At 59.4% G+C, this 18,979-nt stretch carries 24 protein-coding genes; 22 read left to right on the top strand and 2 right to left on the bottom strand.

Translation table 11 applies throughout. From position 1 onward, the window contains the following. The first annotated feature begins 8 nt into the window (after positions 1-8). From H4Q31_RS03640 to H4Q31_RS03630, 3 genes are all read left to right on the top strand, one after another. Positions 9-1,082 carry a M24 family metallopeptidase gene (locus H4Q31_RS03640; RefSeq protein ID WP_185177704.1) on the top strand — a complete coding sequence of 358 codons (1,074 nt, stop codon included), beginning with the start codon at positions 9-11 and terminating at the stop codon, positions 1,080-1,082. Between the two features lie 35 nt (positions 1,083-1,117). Beyond that, positions 1,118-1,675 carry an elongation factor P gene (gene efp, locus H4Q31_RS03635; RefSeq protein WP_185177703.1) on the top strand — a complete coding sequence of 186 codons (558 nt, stop codon included), beginning with the start codon at positions 1,118-1,120 and terminating at the stop codon, positions 1,673-1,675. A gap of 189 nt (positions 1,676-1,864) precedes the next feature. Further along, a complete protein-coding gene (locus tag H4Q31_RS03630; RefSeq protein ID WP_185177702.1) occupies positions 1,865-3,118 on the top strand; it encodes an aspartate kinase in 1,254 nt (417 codons plus the stop codon). A 108-nt stretch (positions 3,119-3,226) separates the two neighbouring features. Here the strand turns inward: H4Q31_RS03630 and H4Q31_RS03625 are convergent, their stop codons facing one another. Beyond that, complete coding sequence (locus H4Q31_RS03625) at positions 3,227-3,685, bottom strand: DUF441 domain-containing protein (RefSeq protein WP_185177701.1); 459 nt, start codon at positions 3,683-3,685, stop codon at positions 3,227-3,229. A 138-nt stretch (positions 3,686-3,823) separates the two neighbouring features. Next, positions 3,824-4,642 (bottom strand): phosphosulfolactate synthase, encoded by an 819-nt coding sequence (gene comA / locus H4Q31_RS03620; protein WP_185177700.1) that lies wholly within the window; start codon positions 4,640-4,642, stop codon positions 3,824-3,826. Between the two features lie 197 nt (positions 4,643-4,839). Here comA and H4Q31_RS03615 point away from each other — a divergent pair, with 197 nt between their 5' ends. The 19 genes from H4Q31_RS03615 (at position 4,840) to H4Q31_RS03525 (ending at position 18,821) form a co-directional block, all read left to right on the top strand. Next, positions 4,840-5,103, top strand: coding sequence for a YqhV family protein (locus H4Q31_RS03615; RefSeq protein WP_185177699.1), 264 nt, complete (start codon positions 4,840-4,842; stop codon positions 5,101-5,103). An 89-nt stretch (positions 5,104-5,192) separates the two neighbouring features. After that, entirely contained in the window at positions 5,193-6,377 is a 1,185-nt protein-coding gene (gene spoIIIAA / locus H4Q31_RS03610; RefSeq protein ID WP_185177698.1) for a stage III sporulation protein AA, read from the top strand. After that, positions 6,370-6,888, top strand: coding sequence for a stage III sporulation protein SpoIIIAB (spoIIIAB, locus tag H4Q31_RS03605; protein ID WP_185177697.1), 519 nt, complete (start codon positions 6,370-6,372; stop codon positions 6,886-6,888). Before spoIIIAA ends, spoIIIAB begins: the two co-directional genes overlap by 8 nt. A 14-nt stretch (positions 6,889-6,902) precedes the next feature. After that, entirely contained in the window at positions 6,903-7,106 is a 204-nt protein-coding gene (gene spoIIIAC / locus H4Q31_RS03600; protein WP_123040916.1) for a stage III sporulation protein AC, read from the top strand. Positions 7,107-7,152: 46 nt separating this feature from the next. Continuing rightward, positions 7,153-7,542, top strand: coding sequence for a stage III sporulation protein AD (gene spoIIIAD / locus H4Q31_RS03595; RefSeq protein WP_185177696.1), 390 nt, complete (start codon positions 7,153-7,155; stop codon positions 7,540-7,542). 119 nt (positions 7,543-7,661) lie between these two features. Further along, positions 7,662-8,828, top strand: coding sequence for a stage III sporulation protein AE (gene spoIIIAE, locus H4Q31_RS03590; protein ID WP_185177745.1), 1,167 nt, complete (start codon positions 7,662-7,664; stop codon positions 8,826-8,828). 22 nt (positions 8,829-8,850) lie between these two features. Next, the gene (locus H4Q31_RS03585) at positions 8,851-9,630 is read left to right on the top strand and encodes a stage III sporulation protein AF (RefSeq protein WP_185177695.1); all 780 of its coding nucleotides are present in this window, start codon (positions 8,851-8,853) and stop codon (positions 9,628-9,630) included. Positions 9,631-9,660: 30 nt separating this feature from the next. Beyond that, a complete protein-coding gene (gene spoIIIAG / locus H4Q31_RS03580) occupies positions 9,661-10,314 on the top strand; it encodes a stage III sporulation protein AG (RefSeq protein WP_185177694.1) in 654 nt (217 codons plus the stop codon). 37 nt (positions 10,315-10,351) lie between these two features. Beyond that, the gene (locus H4Q31_RS03575; RefSeq protein ID WP_185177693.1) at positions 10,352-11,002 is read left to right on the top strand and encodes a SpoIIIAH-like family protein; all 651 of its coding nucleotides are present in this window, start codon (positions 10,352-10,354) and stop codon (positions 11,000-11,002) included. Positions 11,003-11,207: 205 nt separating this feature from the next. Further along, positions 11,208-11,696, top strand: coding sequence for an acetyl-CoA carboxylase biotin carboxyl carrier protein (accB, locus tag H4Q31_RS03570; RefSeq protein WP_185177692.1), 489 nt, complete (start codon positions 11,208-11,210; stop codon positions 11,694-11,696). 59 nt (positions 11,697-11,755) lie between these two features. Next, positions 11,756-13,129 (top strand): acetyl-CoA carboxylase biotin carboxylase subunit, encoded by a 1,374-nt coding sequence (gene accC, locus H4Q31_RS03565; RefSeq protein ID WP_185177691.1) that lies wholly within the window; start codon positions 11,756-11,758, stop codon positions 13,127-13,129. Between the two features lie 106 nt (positions 13,130-13,235). Next, positions 13,236-13,643: an Asp23/Gls24 family envelope stress response protein gene (locus tag H4Q31_RS03560; RefSeq protein ID WP_185177690.1), complete on the top strand. Its 408-nt coding sequence runs from the start codon at positions 13,236-13,238 to the stop codon at positions 13,641-13,643. A gap of 153 nt (positions 13,644-13,796) precedes the next feature. Further along, complete coding sequence (amaP, locus tag H4Q31_RS03555) at positions 13,797-14,360, top strand: alkaline shock response membrane anchor protein AmaP (RefSeq protein ID WP_185177689.1); 564 nt, start codon at positions 13,797-13,799, stop codon at positions 14,358-14,360. Positions 14,361-14,372: 12 nt separating this feature from the next. Further along, a complete protein-coding gene (locus tag H4Q31_RS03550; protein WP_185177688.1) occupies positions 14,373-14,603 on the top strand; it encodes a DUF2273 domain-containing protein in 231 nt (76 codons plus the stop codon). Between the two features lie 72 nt (positions 14,604-14,675). Next, the gene (gene nusB, locus H4Q31_RS03545) at positions 14,676-15,164 is read left to right on the top strand and encodes a transcription antitermination factor NusB (protein WP_185177687.1); all 489 of its coding nucleotides are present in this window, start codon (positions 14,676-14,678) and stop codon (positions 15,162-15,164) included. Beyond that, a complete protein-coding gene (folD, locus tag H4Q31_RS03540; protein ID WP_185177686.1) occupies positions 15,165-16,022 on the top strand; it encodes a bifunctional methylenetetrahydrofolate dehydrogenase/methenyltetrahydrofolate cyclohydrolase FolD in 858 nt (285 codons plus the stop codon). It begins immediately after the preceding gene. Between the two features lie 214 nt (positions 16,023-16,236). Next, entirely contained in the window at positions 16,237-17,601 is a 1,365-nt protein-coding gene (gene xseA / locus H4Q31_RS03535; RefSeq protein WP_185177744.1) for an exodeoxyribonuclease VII large subunit, read from the top strand. A 22-nt stretch (positions 17,602-17,623) separates the two neighbouring features. After that, complete coding sequence (xseB, locus tag H4Q31_RS03530; RefSeq protein WP_245347250.1) at positions 17,624-17,902, top strand: exodeoxyribonuclease VII small subunit; 279 nt, start codon at positions 17,624-17,626, stop codon at positions 17,900-17,902. A gap of 7 nt (positions 17,903-17,909) precedes the next feature. Next, positions 17,910-18,821, top strand: a complete 912-nt coding sequence (locus tag H4Q31_RS03525) for a polyprenyl synthetase family protein (RefSeq protein WP_376698205.1) — start codon at positions 17,910-17,912, stop codon at positions 18,819-18,821. The last annotated feature ends 158 nt before the right edge of the window (positions 18,822-18,979 follow it).

The raw sequence follows: 18,979 nt of genomic DNA, 5'->3' as shown, positions 1-18,979 counted from the left end.
CAAGAGACATGCCTAACGACAGAGTGAAGAAGTTGCGCGCCAAGCTGGCTGAGCTTGGGCAGGAAGCGCTGCTGTTGACTAGCGCGATCAACCGCAAATATGTGACCGGATTTACCGGTTCGTCCGGCGTGGTGCTAATTACCGCTAACGAAGCGGTACTGCTGACGGACTTCCGTTATCGCGAACAAGCCCCGCAGCAGGCTGTCGGCTTTGAGATCGTCGAGCACGGAACGAACGTGTACGAGGACGTCGCCGGGCTGCTTCGCGGGTGGGGAGTTAACACGCTGCTGTTCGAAGAACAGGATCTGAACTTCGCCTCCTACTCGACTCTTAAAGAGAAGGTTCAGCCGATCGAATTGAAGGTCTCGAACGGAATCGTTGAACAGATTCGAGTCGTGAAGGACGAGAACGAGCTTAAGATCATCCAGGAAGCGGCGGAGCTGACGGATAAGTCGTTCCAGCACATCCTGCAGTTCATTAAGCCGGGCGCGAAGGAGTCCGACATAGCGCTTGAGCTTGAATTCTTCATGCGCAGCCATGGCGCGACCGGCACCTCGTTCGATACGATCGTCGCATCGGGCGAACGCTCTGCGCTTCCGCACGGGGTCGCGAGCGATCGCGTCATCGGCAAGGGAGATTTTGTTACGCTTGACTTCGGCGCCTATTACAAAGGCTATGTCTCAGATTTTACGCGCACGGTCGTTGTCGGACAGCCGACCGACAAGCACCGCGAGATTTACGGCATCGTCCTAGAGGCGCAGCTGTATGCGCTGGAGCATCTGCGCACTGGCCTGACGGGCAGCGAAGCCGATGCCTTGACGAGAGATATCATTACAAGGTATGGTTATGGTGAATATTTCGGTCATAGTACGGGTCACGGCATTGGCATGGAGATCCATGAAGAGCCGAGATTGTCCCGCAACTCCGACACGATTTTAACCCCCGGCATGGTTGTCACGGTCGAACCCGGCATTTATCTCCCCGGATTTGGGGGCGTTCGCATCGAAGACGCCGTCGTTATGACGAATGACGGGATTAAAATACTTACTAGCTCGCCGAAAGAACTTATCGTTCTGGATTAAGGGAGCCACGTTTTCCACAGGAGGGAATTTTTGCAGTGATTTCCGTTAACGATTTGAAGACAGGCTTGACCATTGAAGTGGATGGGGACCTCTGTTCCGTCGTCGACTTCCAACACGTTAAACCGGGCAAAGGCGCCGCTTTCGTCCGCACGAAGATGAAGAACCTGCGCAACGGCAACGTCGTCGAGAAGACGTTCCGAGCCGGCGAGAACGTTGTTCGCGCCCATGTCGAGAACCGCGCGGTTCAATACCTGTATAACTCCGGCAGCGAGTATACGTTCATGGACAACGAGACCTATGATCAGTTCAATCTCGACAAGAAGCAGCTTGAGTGGGAGATCAACTTCTTGACCGAGAACATGACCGTTAACATCGCCAGCTACCAAGGCGAGATCATCGGCATTAACCTGCCGAACTCCGTCGACCTCAAGGTCGTTGAGACCGAGCCCGGCATCAAGGGCAACACGGCTACCGGCGCGACGAAGGCCGCCAAGCTGGAGACGGGCCTGACCGTTCAAGTGCCGCTGTTCATTAACGAAGGCGACGTTCTGACGATCAACACCGCCGAAGGCAAATACGTCTCGCGCGCGTAACATGGGAGTCCCAGGTGAACGGAATCCTTGCTCTAGCCTCTTATGGCTGGAGCGAGGATTTTTTTTATTGCCACAAAATGTACATGCGCTGCTGCGGTGAAGCGATAGTGTTTTTCTATTCCTGGGCCATTCTTCTTGTGCTATAATATACTGCTGTATGCAGAAGTATTATCGGGGAGTGAGACCGCGTTGTCATTAATCGTAATGAAGTTCGGCGGCAGTTCCGTAGGCAGCACAGAACGGATGCAACGCGTGGCGCAGCGCATTATCGACAAGAAGCTGCAGGGCCACCGGGTTGCCGTTGTCGTGTCCGCGATGGGGGATACCACCGACGATCTGATCGATAAGTCCAAGGAATTGAACGCAGAACCGCCTGCGAGGGAGATGGACATGCTGCTCACGACAGGCGAGCAGATCTCCGTCGCGCTGCTGGCGATGACCATTCACAATCTCGGCCATTCGGCTAAGTCGTTCACGGGTTGGCAAGCGGGCATCACGACCGAATCCGTTCACGGCAAGGCGCGAATTACGGATATTTCGCCGAAGCGGCTGCTCTCTGCGCTGGAGGAAGGCGAGATTGCGATCGTCGCCGGCTTCCAAGGCATGACCGAAGACGGCGAGCTTACAACGCTCGGACGCGGCGGCTCCGATACGACCGCGGTGGCGCTGGCTGCCGCTTTGAAGGCCGACGTATGCGAGATCTATACAGACGTGGACGGCATCTATTCGACCGATCCCCGCGTCGTCAAATGCGCTCGCAAGCTGGACGTAATCTCATATGATGAGATGCTGGAGCTTGCCCATCTCGGCGCCGCCGTTCTGCATCCGCGGGCCGTCGAATACGCGAAGCACAATCAGGTGCATCTCGTCGTTCGCTCAAGCTTTACCCAGAATGAAGGAACGCTCGTGAGGGAGGAACCGGCAATGGAACAAGGAGTTGTCGTCAGCGGCATCGCATTCGACAAGAACGTGGCGCGCATCAGCATTCTCGGAGTAGAGGACCTGCCAGGCGTGCTGGCGAACGTGTTCGGCGCGCTGGCCAAGGAAGGCATCGACGTGGATATTATCGTTCAAAGCGGAGTGCTGAACGGCAAGGCCGACTTCTCGTTCTCCGTATCGCTCGTTGATCGCCCGAAGGCGCTGGAAGTAATCGAGAACATTCGCAGCATCGTGCCATATCGTGAAGCAACCTACGAAGAGGGCTTGGTCAAGGTGTCGATCGTCGGCGCCGGCATGGTGTCGAATCCAGGCGTCGCGGCCAAGATGTTCGAGGTCATCTCGCAGCAGGGCGTCAGCATCAAGATGGTCAGCACGTCGGAGATCAAGTGCTCCTGCGTTATTGCCGCCGAGTCGCTTCAAGACGTCGTGCGAGCGCTGCATACGGCCTACGGGCTGGATACGGCGGAGGCCGCGTTCGTCGGCGGCCCTCAAGATCGCCGCTAATCGCTTCCCGATCTAATAGCTTCCAATCGAACATAACCCGCAAGCGAAGGCTGGAATGCCTGTCGTTTGCGGGTTTTTCGTTTGCAGCTTAACGTGCGGCGGCCGGCTTCACTTCTCCGTGAAGAGCTGGAGAATTTTCAGAATGAAAGCCGTGATGCCGGCTGCCATCAATGGGCCGACAGGCACGCCTCGCAGCAGCACGATGCCGACGATCGAGCCGATGACGAGCCCGACGATCAATTGCGGGTCCACCTTGAGCATCTCCAGCCCTTTGCCGTTCAAGTAAGTAGCGATGGCTCCTCCGAACAGCGCGACCCAGCCCGTCCAGCTCGTGAACATCGCGAGGAAATCCTTCGCCTGCACCTTGCCGGATGCGAACGGCACCAGCACGGCGAGCGTCAGGAACAGCAGGCCGAATTCCAGTCCCCTTCGTTCGATGGAGGGGAGATAGCGCTCCAGATGAACCAGCTTGACGATCAGCAGCACGCAAGCTGCCGTCGTAATGATCGGTGAGCGGCCGATCAATCCGATGACGATTAGCGCAACAAGCACAATATCCCCGTTCATGAACCGCAACGCCCCTAATCCTCGCCGCTGCCGGCAGAGTGAGCGAGGGGAGAACCCTCTCTCTTATCGATATGGAACAAGCCTCCCGCTTAGAACGGGAGGCTTGTTCCATTGCAGCCGTATCAGGCGTCCGATCGGTCAGATGACATAATCGGAGATCGAGCGATGGAGCGCGAACGTATCCGACCGCAATCCGCGCCTCAGCGTCTCCAGCGGAATGGCCTCGTGCGGCGGGATATTGCCCAAATTCGCATCCGATCCGAGAATCATGAGCAGATCGACCTGCTGATTTTTGCGAGGCGCTTCCCACATTAAGTTCTTCGCGAAAGGCAGCTTGTTCACGAGCGAACGAAGTTCGTCCTCCCGGCAGCCGCCGCTCTCGTCGAACAGGCCGACGCCGAGGCCCGATTCCCTCGCTTCGACGGTCACCAGCTCCGCGCCGCACTGCAGGTCCGTCTCCGCCGTTCGGCGCAGATCGTCCAGCACGACTCGCGAACCGGTCGCTTTCTTCCCGTATTCGGTGAACACCCGAAGACCGAGCTGTGTCGCTTCCCGAATGAGTTGATCGCGCTTCTTCCGGCTTAACTCGATCGTGCCGTCCGACACCTCGACGCCGTCGAAGCCTAGGTCGAGGACCGTCTCGAAGAACTTGCCTTCGACGTTCAGCCGGACGGCAGCCTCCAGCAGCGTCCCGCCGGGAAAGACGGCGATGTCCGCCTGCCGCGCCGAATTAATTTTCTCTTGAAGCAGGGGGATGGGATAGAGCGGCGAAGTGCCGAACCCAATCTTGACGAAATCGATAAATGGCGCTGAGGTAGCCAGCATATCCGCGAAGGCTTGCGGACCGAGCCCTTTGTCGATAACCATCGTCAATCCCGAGGACCGGGGCTTGAACGTTCGGGATTCGCTCGGATCTTGCAATGCGGCCGGCCAAGAGGCGCCAATTCTGATCTCCATGATGCAGCTCTCCTCGTATGAAGGTTGAGTTTACCGTCCATGGCGTTCGGTAAGCTTCGCAAAGTCAATATATGCGCGGCGAGGTAGGCGGGTGCCCCGCGAGACGGCAGACCGTCCGGGTGAAAAGTGGGCAAGTTGTCCAATAAGGACGCATAGAGTAGAACACGGACAAACTTGGGGTGAAAGGGGGGAGACGGATGGATAAGACCGTATTTAGCATGGCGCTGCTCCGAATCGTCTCCGGCAGCATCGAATTGACCGCCGCGCTCGTCATGTTGAAGTTCAACGAAGTGCAGAAGGCGCTTGCCGTCAATTCCATGCTGGCGCTTGTAGGACCGATCGTGCTGCTCACGACGACGACGATCGGCCTGTCGGGATTGGCGGACAAGCTGTCTCCCGTGAAGTTCATTTGGGTGACGGTAGGCGTCTCGTGTCTATTGATCGGTATCTTCAAGAAGTAGATTGGCAGAGGCCAAGCAGGCATAAAACAAGCGTCCAAGCATACATATGGTACAGCTATGGACTACTCTCGGGGAAGGGGGATATCCCGATGCTGCACGCCTTGTTCGAGCTTATGCCGCTGCCCGTCAGGACGCTGCTCGCCGGGCTTCCGGAGTCCGTCAAGGGCGAGTTGGAAGAGATCCGGATCCGGGAGATGCGGCCGCTAGAGATCGGTTACGGAGGACGCTTCGCCTTCATCCGACCCGATGGAACCGCCGGAGGCGATTACCGCTCCGGCTACAAGCCTACAAGAGAGGATTGCCGCGCGCTGCTCGAATCTCTTACCGATCATTCGCTGTATGCAGTGGAAGAAGAATTGCGGCGAGGCTATGTGACCGTTGCCGGCGGCCATCGGATCGGACTGGCCGGCCGAACCGTGCTGGAGGGCGGAAGCGTTCGTCATCTGCGCGACATTACGGGATTTAATGTGCGGATCGCAAGGGCGCGAACCGGCTGTTCGTCGAAGCTGCTTCCGATGCTGCTGGATAGAAGCGCGCGCACAGTTCGCCATACGCTGATCCTATCGCCGCCTCAGCAGGGCAAGACGACGCTGCTCCGCGATCTGGCGAGAGCCGTCAGCTCGGGGGATTGGAATGATCCGATCGCCCGCAGCTGGGGTGGACGCAAAGTCGGGATCGTCGACGAGCGTTCGGAGATCGCCGCTTGCGAGCGAGGCGTACCGACGTTCGACTTAGGTCCGCGCTGCGATGTGCTCGATGCCTGCCCGAAAGCGGAGGGTCTGATGATGCTCGTCCGCTCCATGTCGCCGGAAGTCGTCGTCGCCGACGAGATTGGCCGGCCGGAGGACGCGGAGGCGCTGCGGGAAGCGCTCCACGCCGGCGTCAGAGTGATCGCGACGGCGCATGCCTCGGATTTGGCCGATGTCTTCAAGCGCCCCGCACTCGCGGCATTGGCCGACGAAGGGATGTTCGGGGCCTATGTGCTGCTCTCCCGCAGCGGCGGACGCGTGGAGCATAGCGTATTCAACTCGGCGGAAGCTGAAGAGGCGATGCGCCGTCGCCACGGAATGCGGCCATGGGCCGCGCCGAGGGATGCGCCAAGAGATACTCCGAGAGAAGCGCCTGCAGCCGTTCCGCCGGCAGCGGGGAGGGCTCCCGGCGCATCGCCCGAGCTCGCGGCCAGAGCAAGGCCGATGCCGCCGATTCGCTCGCCGAATCCGCCGCTAAGCTCGCTGCCGAACCCGCTTGACAGCGGCGGAGGCGGTCATGCTTAAGCTGATCGGAGCGGCTCTCGTGCTGTTCGCCGGAACGATGATCGGTTTTGCGCAAGGCGCGAGATTCGCGGAGAGGCCTCGCCAGATCCGGCACCTGCTCCACGCGCTGCAACGGCTCGAGACCGAGATCGGCTACGGTCAGACGCCACTTCCCGAGGCGCTGCAGCGAGTCGCGCAAGCCATTCCAAAGCCCCTCTCCGCGCTCTTCGCTCAGGTCGCCTCCGCGCTTCGCTCGGGAACAGGCGTCACTGTTCGGGAGTGCTGGGAACGGACCTTCGCGGACGGATGGCCGTCCACCTCGATGCGAGGGGGAGAACGGGAGGCGCTGCTTCGTCTCGGCGCTACGCTCGGCGGCAGCGGCAAGGAGGACCAATTGAAGCACGTCCGGCTTGCGATGCTGCAGCTGCAGGCGGAAGAGACAGCAGCCAGAGAAGAGCAGCAGAAGTACGAGAAGCTGAGCCGGAGCCTTGGGGTGCTTGGGGCCGCCCTGGTCGTCATCCTGATGCTGTAGTAGGGGGCGGAACGATGAACATCGACGTCAGCACGATATTCCAGATCGCCGGCATCGGCATAATCGTCGCCATGATTCATACGGTGCTGAAGCAGATGGGCAAGGAAGATATGGCGCATTGGGTCACCGTCATCGGCTTCGTCGTCGTGCTGTTTATGGTGGTGCGATTATTGAATGAATTGTTCCAGGAGATCAAGACGATATTCCTGTTCCAGTAGCGGAAGTCACAGGTCCGACTAGCGAACTTCTTGGCAGGTGAGGAAGGTGGAAATTCTCCAGATCGTAGGCATCGGGCTGCTGACAGCCGTGCTAATTCTCGTCGTTCGGGAACAGAAGCCGATGTTTGCGTTTCTGCTCTCCGCATTCGTCGGCGTAGCCATCTTCCTTGCCATGATCGGCAAGATCGGCAGCGTCGTCTCGGTGCTGGAGAACCTGGCCGATCGCTCGGGCATACCTTCCGTATATCTGAAGACGATGCTGAAGATCATCGGCATCGCGTACGTCGCCGAATTCGGCGCCCAGATCGTGCGGGACGCCGGCATGGAGAACATCGCGTCCCGAATCGAATTTGCCGGCAAAATGTTAATTCTGGTCATGGCGGTCCCGATCATCAGCGTCATTATCGAGACAGTGCTCAACTTGCTGCCGGTGTGACCGATCGTGCCCGTCCGTGGCAGAGGAGAGGAGGGAGGGACTTGCGCCTCCGGCAAGATTCGCAACGCAGAGCAAGTCTTGCCTCCCTCGTGCTGCTGCTCTCCGCCTTTCTGCTGTCGATGCTGCCGCTGACCGCCTTCGCCGATCCGGCGCAGACGCCGTCGCCCGCGCCCGGTACGGACGCGGCGCGAATGACAGACGAGCTGGCCCGGCAGCAGGCGGGAGACGTCGACATGGGGCAGATCGAGCAGTTCTGGAACAAGCTTCGCTCCGAATACGGAGGCTACTTCCCGGACGGGCAAGCGCCAAGCCTGCAGCAGCTGATGTTCCCTTCCGGGGAGAGCTGGAACCCGAGCAGCGCGTTGATCGGCTTGCTTCGGTTCTTCTTGCACGAAGTGCTGTACAGCGGCAAGCTGGTCGTGACAATTGTCATGCTCGCGGTGTTCACGATGATTCTAGAGACGATGCAGAACGCGTTCGAACGCAATACAGTCAGCAAAGTCGCTTATGCCGTCGCGTACATGGTGCTGCTCATCATCGCCGTCAACAGCTTTCGGTCAGCGACCCAATACGCGGCGGACGCGATCGGCAACATGGTTCAGTTCATGATGGCGATGGTGCCGCTGCTGCTGACGCTGCTGGCGAGCACGGGCGGCGTTACGACGGTGGCTGTGCTTCATCCTCTCATTGTGTTCATGATCCATACCGTCGGAACTTTGATTCATCTGGTCGTCTTCCCGCTCTTGTTCTTCTCCGCGGTGCTTCACTTGGTCAGCACGCTGTCGGACCGTTACAAGGTGACGCAGCTGGCGAATTTGCTCCGAAGCGCTGCGGTCGGGCTGATGGGCGTTCTGCTCACCGTGTTCCTCGGCGTCATCTCGATTCAAGGAGCGACGGGAGCGATTGCCGACGGCATCGCGCTCAAGACGGCTAAATTCGTTACCGGCAACTTCGTGCCCGTGGTCGGACGCATGTTCTCGGACGCGGCCGATACCGTGCTGTCAGCAAGCTTGCTGGTCAAAAATGCGGTTGGTTTGGCAGGCGTAGTCATTCTGCTGTTCCTATGCGCGTTCCCTGCCGTCAAGGTACTGACGCTGGCGTTCATCTTCAACGTGTCGGCAGCGGTTCTCCAGCCGCTTGGCGATACGCCGATCGTCCAATGCCTGCAGACGATCGGCAAGACACTCATCTTCGTGTTCGCCGCGCTGGCTTCGGTCGGCCTCATGTTCTTCCTGGCGGTCACGATCATCCTGACGGCTGGCAACGCTTCGATTATGCTGCGTTGACGAAGCCAAAGGGGGAATCGACATGATGGCGGAACTGGCCGCCTGGCTCGGACGTATCGTCGCGGTCGTACTGCTCGTGTCTCTCGTCGACCTTATCCTGCCGAATCAGACGATGCAGCGATACGTTCGGCTCGTGGCCGGCCTGCTCGTGCTCTTGACCGTCGCGACTCCCGTCCTGTCCTGGTTCAGAAGCGACTTCAGCGAGAAGCTGTCCGCGAACATCGGCGCGGTTCAGCTGTCTTACGGAAGGGACGAAGAAGCTCTGGCACAGATCGAGACAGAAGGTCAAAGGCTAAGCGAGGCATGGAACGAGCAGGCAGCGCGGCTGGCGACGGCGCGGCTGTCAGCCGAGATTCGGGCCGCCGTGGAGGAGGCGGGATTCGGGGCTGTCAGGAGCGTCGACGTACAGACGGAGCCGGATGGATCGGGAGTTCCGCGGGTATCCCGGGTCGAGCTGACCATGTCCGAAGCTGAAGCCGGCATGAACGCTGGCATCTCTGAATCGGAAGAGGACAGCGCCCCGATCGCCGATGTCGAGCCGGTCGCGCCGGTGGACATTCGAATCGATGAGATGGCGGGATCGGATGCAGATGCGGGTGCAGGCGCAGGAGCGCGAACCGATGCCGGCGCAGGAGACGGCGGCTCCGAGAAGCCGGACAACGTCCCGGCTGCCGCAAGCGAAGGCGCGAAGGCGGAGGACGCCGAATTGTCCGGCCGCGTGGCCGCACTGCTGCAGACCCGATTCGGAGTTGCGCCGGAGCGGGTGATCGTCTGGAAGGCAGCTTCCGATTCCGCTAATTGATTCGGCCAAGGAAGAGAGAGGGTGGGCAGCATGGCCAAGTGGCTGCAGCAATTGGAGTCGTATATCGGAGGAGGTCCCGGAGGCCCACGCCGCGTCAAGGCATTCCGGTGGCTGATCCTCATCGGGCTTATCGGCGCCGCCTTGCTGCTGATCGCTTCGTTCTTGAATATCAAGACCGTCCCTCCGACGCAGGATCCGGCAGTCCCGTCAGCAGGCGCGTCAGAAGATACGCAGCAGGCGGCCCTTCTCGCCGCTGGAGACGGCGAAGTCAAGGATCCGTTCCTGGACATTGAGTCGTCGCTGGAGACAAGGCTGAAGGAGATGCTGGAGCAGATCGTCGGCGTTGGAACGGCGAGTGTCATGGTGAGCGTGGAGTCGACCGAGGAGACAGTCGTCCAGTTGGACGAGAAGACGATGCAGCAACTGACGGATGAGACGGACCGCAACGGCGCCAAGCGGCACATCACCGAGATTACGAGAGAGGGCCAGGTCGCCATGTACGAAGTGTCTGGCGGCTCGCAGACGCCGATCGTCGTCAAGAAGCTGCGCCCGGAGATTCGCGGCGTGCTCGTCGTCGCGCGAGGCGCGGAGAACGCCACCGTGCAGCGCATCATTGTCGAAGCGGTGGCGAAGGGACTGGATGTGCCTACGCATCGAATCTCCGTCGTTCCTCGCAAGCAATAATCAGCAATATCAACTCATAACAGGAGGTAGAGAATGTATGAATAACAGAAGACAAACGATCTGGCTGGTATCGATGCTGAGTTTGATGGTCATTCTGTCTGCGTACTACCTGTTCACGGAAGACGCGCCTTCGGCGACGAAGACAGCCGACAACGCAGGCTACGAAGTGCAGGACGGCATTACGGGCAATGCGGGCGATGTGGAAGTATCCGAAGTTGAGAGCTCGACAGGAGACGGAACGGACCAAGGGGCGGCGGCGAACGGCGAGGACGGCGATTCCGCGCTGAGCCCGGGCGATGAGGCCGTGCTGGAGCAGTACAACAGCCAGACCGGTAGAGCCTACTTCGATCAAATACAGCTGGATCGTCTCAATAAGATCTCTCAAGAGCAAGAGCGGCTGAACGCCATCATCGGCAATACGAGCAAATATTCGCTCGAGGAAGCGGCCGACGCGCGGGCAGAGCTGGATCATCTCGAAGATACGGAAGAGAGAATCACCAGCCTTGAGACGAAGCTGAACGGCGAATACGGCAACGCAGTCGTTGAAGAGACGAATAACAATTACAAAGTCGTCGTACAGGCGGACAAACTCGACAAGCAAGAGGCCGTCACCATCGTCGAGACGGCGATGAAGGAGCTCAATGTCGGACCGGGCCAAGTCTCCGTCCAGTACATTTCCAATCCTTAAGAGCAATAGCCAAGAGCCCGGGCAACCGGGCTCTTCTGCATTGTGCGGTTATCGCAAGTATGTTTATCCCGCCTCTTGGCAATGAGAAAAGATAGACAGATGGGACAGTGGACGTATAACTCATCTATGTTATAATAGTTCCGTTATACCTAAGATTGGATAATGCCGTACACGGGAACCCCAAAATCAAGGAGTGTCCGCACAAATGTTCAAATTAAGCGAAATCAAAGAACTGATCAAATTGGTGGATCAAACGTCCATTCACGAATTGGAACTCGAGAACGAAGGAGCCAAGCTGGCGATTCGCAAGCCGGGCAAGACGGAGGTCGTTAACGTGCAGTCGGCGCCGATCGCGCATACATACGTTCCGGCTCCTGCCGCTCCCGCGCCTGCTGCTTTGCAGGAATCGCCAGCTGCCGAATCCGCTCCAAGCCAAGCGGCAGACCGCGCAGGCCTTCACAAGATCGTCTCCCCGATGGTTGGGACGTTCTACCGGGCTCCGTCCCCCGACGCTTCTCCGTTCGTGCATACGGGCGACCGCGTGACCGAGAAGACGGTTGTCTGCATTCTGGAAGCGATGAAGCTCATGAATCCTCTGGAAGCGGAAGTCAAGGGCGAGATCGTGGAGATTCTGGTCGAGAACGGCCAGCTCGTCGAATTCGGCCAGCCGCTGTTCCTCGTGAAGCCGGAATAATCGCCGAATCTTCCTAAGTTAGCAGCAATTCCGGCGACATCAAAGGGGGATTTCAAGCCTTGAAAATTCAAAAAATCTTGGTTGCGAACCGCGGCGAGATCGCCGTTCGCATCATTCGCGCCTGCCGCGAGCTCGGCATTGCGACCGTAGCGGTCTATTCCGAGGCGGACCGCGAATCGCTACACGTCCGTCTGGCCGACGAAGCCTACTGCATCGGGCCGACCGCCTCCAAAGACAGCTATTTGAACTTGACCAACATTATGAGCGTCGCGACGCTGACCGAATGCGACGCCATTCATCCGGGGTACGGATTCCTATCGGAGAACGCCGACTTCGCGGATATCTGCGAATCGTGCAATGTTACGTTCATTGGCCCTTCCGCCGATGCGATCAGCCGGATGGGCGACAAGTCTGTCGCGAAGCAGACGATGAAGGAAGCCGACGTGCCGGTCATTCCCGGCAGCGATGGATTGGTCGAGAATTTGGACGAAGCCGTCAGCGTCGCACGCTCGATCGGCTATCCGGTCATCATCAAAGCGACGGCCGGCGGCGGCGGCCGCGGCATCCGTCTCGCGGAGGACGAAGAGTCGCTCATCCGCGAGATATCGACGGCGCAGCAGGAAGCGCAGAAGGCGTTCGGCAACGCCGGCGTCTACCTTGAGAAATATTTGACGGGCATGAAGCATGTCGAGATTCAGATTATCGCCGACAAGCACGGCAACGTCTGCCATTTAGGCGAGCGCGACTGCTCTGTGCAGCGCCGCCGTCAGAAGCTCGTCGAAGAAGCGCCTTGCCCAATCATGACGCCGGCGCTGCGCGAGCGAATGGGCCAAGCGGCCGTGCGCGCGGCCAAAGCGGTAGACTACTCCGGAGCGGGCACGATTGAATTCCTGCTCGGACCGGACGGCCAGTTCTACTTCATGGAGATGAACACGAGAATCCAAGTCGAGCATCCCGTCACCGAGATGATTACCGGCATCGACCTGATCAAAGAGATGATCTCGATCGCCGAAGGGCATCCGCTCTCCTTCACGCAGGAGCAAGTAAGGTTCGACGGCTGCGCCATCGAATTCCGCGTGAACGCGGAGGATCCGGACCGCAACTTCATGCCGTCTCCGGGCCGCATCGGCTTCTATCTCCCGCCGGGAGGACCTGGCGTCCGGGTGGACAGCGGCGCTTATCCGCAATATATGATCTCGCCGCATTACGACTCGATGATCGCGAAGCTGATCGTATGGGCTCCGACACGTGCGGAAGCGATCGACCGCGGCCGGCGCGCGCTCAGCGAATTCATGATCGAAGGCGTCAAGACGACGATTCCGTTCCATCTGAAGCTGCTGGAGCACCCGATATTCGCCAAGGGAACTTTCGATATCAAGTTCCTGGAGGAATATGACATCCATGCGCCGCATGGGTCCGAAGCCGAACGATAATCGAATCGCATGAGGTTTGTCATAAATCTTGCGTAATGCTATAGTATGAATAGTGAAATGGATGTCCTTGCCGGACATCCATCGCATGAGGAGGTGGATTTGAGAAGTGGAGACTTTGGTACCTGAGTATGAACGGACCGAGATGGGCACCATTCAAATCGCTCCAGAAGTTATCGAAGTAATCGCGGGTCTTGCAACCGTCGAGGTCGAAGGCGTCGCAGGCATGAGCGGCGGCATTTCCTCCGGGATCGCCGAGATGCTGGGCCGCAAGAACTTGTCCAAAGGCGTCAAGGTTGAGGTCGGGCAGCGCGAAGCCGCCATCGATGTCAATATCGTCGTGGAATACGGACGGAAGGTTCCCGAGATCGCCGCAGAGATCCAACGCAACGTCAAGCGGTCGATCGAGACCATGACCGGACTTAACGTCGTCGAAGTGAACGTACATATTCACGATGTACAGTTCAAGGCGGCGGACAAACCAGAAGAAGACGATTCGCATACGCGTGTCCGATAAGGCGGACGTTTCGGGACTTGTCCCGGCGAGACGCATTGCCTCCGGCTGCGGATGCCGGCGCCGTGATGGCCGTCCTCTCCAGAGGGGACGGTTGTCAGGCGCTTTTTCGCAGGTCGGGGGTCATTTGTTTGTCATGACTGGAGGAGACGTCCGTTGATAAAAGTATTGGATCGACTGTTGCTGTTCTTGTATAGTCTCGTGATCGGAATCGCCTCGATCGTGGCGATCGTTGTCGCTAGCGGAGGCGTCGAGAGAGACTTCCTGACGGATGCCGTCGCGAACGTCGATGGAGGAAGCGTAAGCGTGCAGACGACGGTCATCGTGATCGCGGCTTTGCTCCTGCTCTTCAGCCTGCGATTCTTTATCGTATCGGTGAAGCGCGATGGAAGCAGCGCGCCGTCCATTAATCAGAGGACGGATCACGGGGAGATTCGCATCTCCGTCGAGACGGTGGAGAACATCGCGCTCAAAGCGGCCTCGCGCACCAAAGGGGTCAAAGACCTGCGAGCACGGGTCCATGCTGCCGATTCGGGTCTCAAGATCGTCGTTCGCGCCTTCATCGACGGCGAGACAGCCATTCCGTCCCTGTCCGAAGAGATGCAGAAATCGATCGCCCAGCAGGTAGAAGAGACAACCGGAATCCCCGTTGCGGAAGTATCGGTTTACATCGCTAACGTGACACAAGCGCCGACCACGTTCAAGAGCCGCGTGGAATAGGAGGGCGCCGCCATGTGGAAATCTTGGTGGGAGACGTACGGCGGCAGGTCCGCCGGCGTTGTCGCTGGACTCTTTTTCTTTTTTATCTATTTATTCGCCGGGTTCTGGGACATGCTGTTCTGCGGGTTTCTTGTCGCGATCGGCTATTGGTTCGGCAAGCTGCGGGACGAGAAGCGCGGTCCGCTGCTGCCGTTGGAGCGCGTGACCGATTGGCTGACCAGCCGCTGGCCTTGGCCGCGTTGAGCGAGTAACGGGTTGGATTGGGCACTATAATTGCAAGAAGTAATCGGATGAAGGAATCGGATCGGAGGATTCATGAAGCGCAGATTGGCAAGGGAGATTGCGGTACAAAGCTTGTACCAGATGGACATGAACGGAGTCGAAGGGCAAGCTGCTGTTGACGCCGTCATGGAAGAAGCGCGTCACGACAATGAGATCGAAGCGGATGTAGCAGGACTTGCGGCTGTCGACGCTTTCACGCGGGAGCTGGTTGCGGACATCTATGCGAAGCGAGAGGACATCGATCGGACGCTGGAGCGCGCACTGACGGGCTGGCAGGTTGATCGGCTGTCGCGTGTCGACCATCAGATTCTGAGGTTGGCCGCCTATGAGCTGCAGTTCCGTCCGGATGTGCCTCCGAAGGTCGTCGTGAACGAAGCGATCGAATTGGCCAAGCACTTCGGCACGGAGGAGTCCGGCAAGTTCGTCAACGGCGTTCTCGGGCGCATGATTCGAGAGAAGCAGGTGCAGCACGCGCCTGCGGAGAAGGCTTCGGACATGGGGGACCGGGGAGGAGATGCTTAAGTGAGCGCACAGATCATCGACGGCAAGAGCATATCGAATGCGATTCGCGAGGAGATCAAGCGGGAGACAGCCGATCTGCTAGAGAAGGGCATCCGCCCCGGCTTGGCAGTCGTGTTGGTCGGAGAGGATCCAGCTTCGCAAGTCTATGTTCGCAACAAAGCCAAGGCCTGCGAAGACCTTGGCTTCTATTCGGAAGTGCATCGTCTGCCGGCTGACACTTCGCAGGCCGACTTGTTGGCGCTGATTGCTAGATTGAATGGCGAAGCAGAGATTAACGGCATCCTCGTGCAGCTTCCGCTGCCGAAACATATTGAAGAGAAAGCGGTAATCGACGCGATCTCGGTAGACAAGGATGTAGACGGCTTCCATCCGGTCAGCGTCGGCAACCTGATGATTGGGGACGACTCGCTGCTGCCGTGTACGCCTGCAGGCGTCATCGAGCTGCTGAAGCGCTCCGGCGTCTCTCCTGCAGGCAAGCGCGCGGTCGTGATCGGCCGCAGCAATATCGTCGGCAAGCCGGTATCGATGCTGCTCTTGCGAGAGAATGCAACGGTGACGATCGCGCACTCGCGAACGCCGAATCTTCCGGCTGTCGCGCGTGAAGCCGATATTGTCATCGCTGCGGTCGGCGTGCCGAAGCTGGTGAAGCGGGATTGGGTGAAGCCGGGCGCAGCCGTCATTGATGTCGGCATAAACCGCCAGGAAGACGGCAAGCTGTGCGGAGACGTTGACTATGAAGATGTTCTTCCCGTCGCAGGCTGGATTACGCCTGTACCGGGCGGCGTCGGGCCGATGACGATTACGATGCTGATGCAGAATACGCTGAAGGCAGCGAAGCGGGCGCACGGCGTCGGCTAACCCGCAGCAGATGCAGGGTATTGTCTGGCCCGCAGGCAGGTGAACTGCGTTGTCCGGCCAGTAGAAGGGGACAGTGTTGGGTGGCCTGAAGCGGTTAAGCCGATCGGGCGTGACGGACAATCTTAGCATCAAGCTCGGCGAGCCGCTTAGTTGGGCGAATCCGGCGGCCGGTCGGGCGGGCTATCGGCAAGATCAGCAGTGGTGGGGTGATACGATGGAACCGGCGAAGGTGCTCAGCATCCGCGAGATCAACCGCTACATCAAGATGAAGCTGGAGGGAGACGTTCATCTTCAGGATATATGGATACGGGGCGAGATCTCCAACTTCACCCGTCATTCCAGCGGTCATATGTACTTCACGCTTAAGGATGAGAGCGGAAGGCTGAAGAGCATTATGTTCGCCTCCCACAACCAGCGCCTGCCGTTCCTGCCGAAGGACGGCATGAAGGTGCTGGCCAGGGGAGGCGTATCCGTCTACGAGCGGGACGGGCAATATCAATTCTATGTGACGGCGATGCAGCCGGATGGCGTCGGCAGCCTGTACCTGGCATTCGAGCAGCTGAAGCGGAAGCTCGAGGCGGAAGGGCTGTTCGCTCAGGCGGCGAAGCGGTCCATTCCGCGCTATCCGAAGGCGATCGGCGTCATCACTTCGCCGACTGGAGCTGCCGTGCGGGACATACTGATCACGCTGCAGCGGCGTCAACCGTCCGTGCCGGTGCTGCTCTATCCGGCTTCGGTTCAAGGCAAGGCGGCTGCGCCGTCAATCGTGAAGGCAATTGAGACGCTGAACCGGCTTGCTGAAGTCGACGTCATCATTGTCGGCCGAGGAGGCGGCTCTCTCGAAGAGCTGTGGGCGTTCAACGAAGAGATCGTCGCTCGGGCGATCCGCGCCTCTAGCATTCCCGTCATCTCGGCTGTCGGTCATGAGACGGACTTCACGATCGCCGACTTCGTGGCGGATCTGCGGGCGGCGACGCCGACTGCGGCAGCCGAGCTCGCCGTGCCGCACGCTATGGAGCTGCGCCAGGAGCTGCGCTCGTTCGAGCTGCGCATGGCGAAGTCGCTGCGGCTGGCTGTCGCAGCGAAGCGCGAGCGCTGGCAGCGGTCTGCGCGATCGCCCTTCTTCACGCAGCCGCGAAGGGCGCTGCTCGCGAGAGCCGAGCAGCTGGACCGACTGCGCGACCGGCTTCGCTATCGCGCAGAAGGGCACCTCGCGCGGACGCGTGAGCGGCTCGCGCGGCTGAATGGCCGGCTGTCCGCGGTCAGCCCCGCGGAGCAGACGGCCTATGCGCGCAAGCGGGCGGACAGCGCCGCGCGCGCACTGGAACTGGCGATGCGCGGCTTGCTCCGCGAGCGCCAGAAGGGCTTCGGCGCGATTCTGCGGCAGTTGGATGCGCTGAGCCCGCTGAAGATTATGGCGCGCGGCTACAGCCTCGCATATGACGAGGACGAGAAGCGCCTCATCCGCAGCATTAGCGAGGTGCAGCCAGGCGACCTGATTAAGGTGCGGCTGGCGGACGGCAAGCTGGATTGCCAAGTATGGGGACTTCAAGGGGAGGAGATCGCGAATGGAAGCTAATCCGGAGACGAATGAAGCGGGAATGGACAAGCCGGTTCTCGGCGAAGGAGAGAACGCCATCTCGTTTGAGGAAGCGATGGAGCGTCTCGAACGGATCGTGACCCGTCTGGAGAGCTCCGACGTGCCGCTGGAGACAGCCATCGAGCTGTATCAGGAAGGGATGGCGCTCTCCCGGCTATGCGGGCGCAAGCTCGAGCAGGTTGAGCGGCGCATTGAGATGCTGGTGGAGGATGAGAATGGCGTAGGACACAAGCCCTTCGCGCCTGCTCGCGAGGATTCCGCCGCGGACAAAGGGGACTAATCACGAAGTGAAGCAGCACCAAGCGATTGGCACATACATGCAACTGCAGCGGGATCGGGTGGAAGCCGCACTGCGGCAAGCGATTCCCGCTGAATGGGACATCTCGCCGCGGCTTCGGGAAGCGGCGGCCTATTCACTCGAAGCGGGCGGCAAGCGGCTTCGCCCGATCTTCGTTCTCGCCGCGGCCGAGTGCGCAGCCGGCGACGAGAGCATTCACCGCAAGGCGATGCCATTCGCCGTTGCGGTGGAGATGGTACATACTTATTCGCTGATCCACGACGACTTGCCGGCGATGGACAACGACGACTACCGCCGCGGCCGCCTGACGAATCACAAGGTATTCGGCGAAGCGATGGCAATTCTAGCTGGAGACGGGCTGCTGCCGCATGCTTTCTACGAAGCGTCGCGCGCTGCAGCTTTAGGCGTTCCAGCCGAACGCGCGCTCGCTGTTGTGTCCGAATTGGCCCGTTATGCAGGCTTGCCGGGCATGGTTGGGGGCCAAGCGGACGACATGGAAGGCGAGCAGGGGATTACCTCTCTTGAGCAGCTCGAACGCATTCATCTGCACAAGACGAGCGACCTAATCGCATTTGCGCTGCGGGCAGGCGGCCACGCGGCAGAAGCGAGCGATCGACAGCTGGAAGCGCTCGGATTGTTCGGACGCAATGTCGGGCTTGCCTTCCAGATCCAGGACGACATTCTGGATGTGACAGGCGAGGAAGCGAAGCTTGGCAAGCCGCTCGGAAGCGACGAACGGCAGGGCAAAGTGACGTATCCTTATTTGATCGGCTTGGAGGAGAGCCGTCGGCGAGTGAACGATCTGACGAACGAAGCAATCGAAGCGCTTGCGTCGGCAGCGCTCGCACGCACGGATCTGCTGGCCGACATGGCCCGATCGATCATGAATCGGGATCACTAGAATAGACTGCTGCCGCGCCATCACTCAGCGCACACTTCCTCAATTGCCTCCGCCGCCCGATAGAATCGGGTCACGGAGGCAATTTTTGTTGGACCCAACCTGCCCTGCAGTCTCATGCATGAAACGCTGGCAAGCCTCCGGCTTCTTGTCCAACTCGT

This window comes from Cohnella lubricantis, assembly GCF_014212015.1.
Taxonomy (GTDB): domain Bacteria; phylum Bacillota; class Bacilli; order Paenibacillales; family Paenibacillaceae; genus Cohnella; species Cohnella lubricantis.
The sequence above is the reverse complement of the archived record's forward strand: the minus strand, read 5'-3'. Positions and strand labels throughout refer to the sequence as shown.

Coding starts and splice junctions, on each gene's coding strand:
- H4Q31_RS03640 (WP_185177704.1), top strand. CDS start 9: ATGCCTAACGACAGAGTGAAGAAGTTGCGCGCCAAGCTGGCTGAGCTT.
- H4Q31_RS03625 (WP_185177701.1), bottom strand. CDS start 3,685: ATGAACGGGGATATTGTGCTTGTTGCGCTAATCGTCATCGGATTGATC.
- comA (WP_185177700.1), bottom strand. CDS start 4,642: ATGGAGATCAGAATTGGCGCCTCTTGGCCGGCCGCATTGCAAGATCCG.
- H4Q31_RS03615 (WP_185177699.1), top strand. CDS start 4,840: ATGGATAAGACCGTATTTAGCATGGCGCTGCTCCGAATCGTCTCCGGC.
- spoIIIAA (WP_185177698.1), top strand. CDS start 5,193: ATGCTGCACGCCTTGTTCGAGCTTATGCCGCTGCCCGTCAGGACGCTG.
- spoIIIAB (WP_185177697.1), top strand. CDS start 6,370: ATGCTTAAGCTGATCGGAGCGGCTCTCGTGCTGTTCGCCGGAACGATG.
- spoIIIAC (WP_123040916.1), top strand. CDS start 6,903: ATGAACATCGACGTCAGCACGATATTCCAGATCGCCGGCATCGGCATA.
- spoIIIAE (WP_185177745.1), top strand. CDS start 7,662: ATGCTGCCGCTGACCGCCTTCGCCGATCCGGCGCAGACGCCGTCGCCC.
- H4Q31_RS03585 (WP_185177695.1), top strand. CDS start 8,851: ATGATGGCGGAACTGGCCGCCTGGCTCGGACGTATCGTCGCGGTCGTA.
- spoIIIAG (WP_185177694.1), top strand. CDS start 9,661: ATGGCCAAGTGGCTGCAGCAATTGGAGTCGTATATCGGAGGAGGTCCC.
- H4Q31_RS03575 (WP_185177693.1), top strand. CDS start 10,352: ATGAATAACAGAAGACAAACGATCTGGCTGGTATCGATGCTGAGTTTG.
- accB (WP_185177692.1), top strand. CDS start 11,208: ATGTTCAAATTAAGCGAAATCAAAGAACTGATCAAATTGGTGGATCAA.
- H4Q31_RS03550 (WP_185177688.1), top strand. CDS start 14,373: ATGTGGAAATCTTGGTGGGAGACGTACGGCGGCAGGTCCGCCGGCGTT.
- nusB (WP_185177687.1), top strand. CDS start 14,676: ATGAAGCGCAGATTGGCAAGGGAGATTGCGGTACAAAGCTTGTACCAG.
- xseA (WP_185177744.1), top strand. CDS start 16,237: ATGGAACCGGCGAAGGTGCTCAGCATCCGCGAGATCAACCGCTACATC.
- xseB (WP_245347250.1), top strand. CDS start 17,624: ATGGACAAGCCGGTTCTCGGCGAAGGAGAGAACGCCATCTCGTTTGAG.